Origin of the sequence: Clostridium tarantellae, from assembly GCF_009295725.1 — a bacterium.
Taxonomy (GTDB): domain Bacteria; phylum Bacillota; class Clostridia; order Clostridiales; family Clostridiaceae; genus Sarcina; species Sarcina tarantellae.
The window spans coordinates 1-3543 of record NZ_WHJC01000327.1 but is presented as its reverse complement, the minus strand read 5'-3'; the positions used below and the strand labels follow the sequence as shown (position 1 = coordinate 3543).

Here is a 3543-nt window from a genome sequence, read left to right as displayed (position 1 = left end):
AGCTAAAAATTATTTGTTGATAATTATTATTAATAAAATTCAAAAAGTATGTTATAATAATTTTGCATATAAATAATTATTTCACAAAAAAATATATATAAATTTATTAATTAATTGAAAAGAGGAAAGATTATTATGAATATTATTGATAGAGAATTAAAGATGATTTCAGAAAATCCATTACATATAAAAAATATTGATAATCCAACAGAAGAAATGCAGTTAAAGGCAATTTCTATAAATCCTTTTACTATTCAATATATAAAAAATCAAACTGAAAAAGTAAAATTTCAGGCTATTAGAAGAAATCCTTTAACAATAGAATATATAGAAAAACCTTCTGAGGAATTATGCATTTTAGCAGTTAAAGCTTTATGGAATGTACTAAAATTAATAAAAAATCCAACGGATACTGTAATAAAGAAAGCAGTTTCTACTAAAGGATGGGCTATTCAGTTTGCAGATAAAAAGAGTGAAGATCTTCAATTACTTGCTGTAAGTAAGGATTATGATGCCATAAAATATATAGAAAATCCGTCAGAAAATGTTCAATTAAGAGCAGTAGAAACTTATTGGGCAGCTATAAAGTTTATTAAAGATCCAACTTTAAAGGTTATGAGAGTAGCTATAAAAATTGATGAAGAAGCTATAAATTTTATATCTCATTATGATTATGAGCATATAAAATATTTTATAAGTGATAATATAAAGGTAGTTAAGTATTTATATGAAAGTATAGATGTGGATATAGTTATTGAAGTTTTGAAAGAAAAGATATGTTCTGAGAGCTTAGATAGAGATTATATTATAGATTTTTTAAATTTAGAAATGCTAGAAATGAACAAGATAAATTTTATAAAAGATTATGGTAGTAAAAAAGCCAAGCAAATTTTAGTAGATTATACTTTAGGTATGTAGATTTCTTTAAAAATTAGCAAAAAAGATAGTAATATAAAAATACGAAAGAAAGAAGGTAAATTATATGGATTTTAAAGAGGCCTTGAGTACAGTAGAACTTGTGGTGGCTACTGGTGAAGTACCTTTGTTGATAGGAGAAAGTGGTATTGGTAAGACTTCTCTTGTTAAAGAGTTAAGTGATATAAATAATTATTATTTGGTTACTATAGATGGAAATTTGTTAAAGGAAGGAGAAATTGGAGGACTTCCTGTAGTAGAAGATATTAAAGTTTTTCATGATGGGAGACAGATTAATAGAAAAATAACTAAATATGCTACTCATAATAAACTTATGGAAATTGAGGATGTATTACTTCAAAACTATGATAATGAAGTTTTATTATTTATAGATGAACTTAATAGATGTGAACATGCAGTTCAACAAGAACTTATGAACCTTATATTAAATAGAGAAATAAATGGATATAAGTTAAGTCATAGAGTAAAAATAATAGCAGCTATGAATCCTTCTAATAAATATGATAACTTTGAAGATAGTGACTATCAAGTTGTAGATATGGATTCAGCCCAGGAAGACAGATTTGTTTGGATTGCTATTGAAAGTGATTTAAAACAATGGATAAAGTGGGCAATGGATAAAGGAAATATACATGAACATATTATTGAATTTTTATCAACTTTTCCAGAATATTTACATATACCAAATTCAAAAGATTCTATAAAGGCTACACCTAGAAGTTGGGAAAGAATATCTAAGGCTTATAGAGTATATGAAAAAAATAATATGAAATTTTCCAAAGATATACTTTATAATGCTGTAAAGGGAAATGTAGGAGTATCTATAGCCCAAGATTTTATTAGTTATATAAATAGCATAAAAAAGCCTATTATTAAAGTTGAAGATATATTTAAGGAAGATATACTAAGCTTTGATATTAGGGAAAAATTAAAAGGAGAAAATCATTCAAGATTATATATTATTGCTAAAGGATGTTTAAATTATTTACAGAGTAAAAAATATAATAAAGAAAATATTTCAGTGTTTTCAGAATTTTTAAGTTATTATCCTAAAGATTTAGCATTAGGAATAATGAGAGAAATTAAAAGTGATTGCTCAAAAGAACTTTATAATAAATTTTTAGAAGACAATAGATTTTTAGAAGTGTTTTTTGAAATATATAGCTAAAGTAAAGGGGTTTTTTATGGAGTTTGAAGAAAATGGAAGAAAACTATACAATAAAGCATTAGAAATAAGCAAAGAAAAACACATATCAGAAGATTTTAAAAGACAATTTTGGTTATTAATAGAGAAAGCAATAATATCTTTATATAATTATGAAAATTCATTTTTTGGACAATTTCTTATACAGGTAAAAAGAGAAATAAATTTTAATATAAATTGGCCTTTAGCAACTAAACCAGAAATGGGACAATTTATTATGTATTTTAATCCTGTTATTTTGTTAGAATGCAACTTAAAGGAAATACAAGCACTTCTTAAGCATGAAGTCTATCATATAATAATGAGTCATTATGAAAGAGAGAAAGCTTTAAGAAATAAGTATTCTAAATTAGCTATAAGTATTGCTATGGATATTGCTATAAATCAATATATTAAGGATTTGCCATCTTATGCAAAGAGAATAGGTACTATTAATCTACAATATAATTTAGAGTTAAAGGCAGGAATGCCAATGGAAAAGTATGCAGAAGAAATACAAAAGGCTATTGACTTTAAAAATTCTAAAAAAATAGATAAAAAAGTATTAGAGGATGAAAATGAAAAAATTAATCAAGAAAATGCTCATGATATATGGAGTAGTAGTTTATTAACCATAGATAATTTAAATGGAATAACAAAGAAAACCTCTTTAAATGCATATAAGGGTAAGGCACCTAAAGATATTGAAAAAATAATATTTTTAATGAAAGAAGAGCCAGAAATAGAATGGAAAAAATTTTTAAGTAATCTTTTACCAACTACTAGAAGTGGTTATAAAAAAACTATAACTAGAAAGGATAGAAGATTGCCTAATAGGTTAGATTTAAGAGGAAAGCTTCCTAATACAATTCCTAAAATTTTAATAGCTATAGATATATCTGCATCTATGAGTGATAAGGATATTGAAAATATTATGGTAGAAATTTTAGCTTTAGTAAAAAATAAAAATACAGAGATTAAGGTAATAGAATGTGATGACCAAATTAGAAAAGTTTATAATTTACATTCTATAAAAGATATAAAGCCTAGAAGCAAAAAAAATGGTTCTACTAAATTTTCACCAGTATTTAAATACATTAAAGAAAATAATATGCGAGATCATATTTTAGTATATTTTACTGATGGAGTTGGAGAAAAAACTTTAGAAGTTAAGCCTATAAATAATAGAACTTTATGGGTATTAACAGGAGATGAAGAGTTAAGCTTGGATAAGCCTTATGGTACAATAAAAAGAATTTTTAAAGAGAAAAAAGAAGTTTATGGTCACAATTATGGGTTGCAAGAGCTTAGAGAAAACCTTCATGATTGGGCAAGATAGCAGTTCATTAAAAGTGAAAAAGATTATTTTTATATCTAGTTAATTATATATTTAAATTTTACATGAATATGAAATTTATAATTAA

At 24.7% G+C, this 3543-nt stretch carries 3 protein-coding genes; all 3 read left to right on the top strand.

Features of this window, described 5'->3' with window-relative positions:
• Nucleotides 1-135: 135 nt before the first annotated feature.
• Nucleotides 136-918 (top strand): hypothetical protein, encoded by a 783-nt coding sequence (locus tag GBZ86_RS13865; protein WP_152891625.1) that lies wholly within the window; start codon nucleotides 136-138, stop codon nucleotides 916-918.
• Nucleotides 919-982: 64 nt separating this feature from the next.
• Entirely contained in the window at nucleotides 983-2104 is a 1122-nt protein-coding gene (locus tag GBZ86_RS13860; RefSeq protein ID WP_152891623.1) for an AAA family ATPase, read from the top strand.
• A 16-nt stretch (nucleotides 2105-2120) separates the two neighbouring features.
• Nucleotides 2121-3458, top strand: a complete 1338-nt coding sequence (locus tag GBZ86_RS13855) for a vWA domain-containing protein (protein WP_152891621.1) — start codon at nucleotides 2121-2123, stop codon at nucleotides 3456-3458.
• Nucleotides 3459-3543: the final 85 nt, after the last annotated feature.

Excerpts from the sequence above, each read along its gene's own strand:
- GBZ86_RS13865 (WP_152891625.1), top strand. The coding sequence starts at position 136 with ATGAATATTATTGATAGAGAATTAAAGATGATTTCAGAAAATCCATTA.
- GBZ86_RS13860 (WP_152891623.1), top strand. The coding sequence starts at position 983 with ATGGATTTTAAAGAGGCCTTGAGTACAGTAGAACTTGTGGTGGCTACT.
- GBZ86_RS13855 (WP_152891621.1), top strand. The coding sequence starts at position 2,121 with ATGGAGTTTGAAGAAAATGGAAGAAAACTATACAATAAAGCATTAGAA.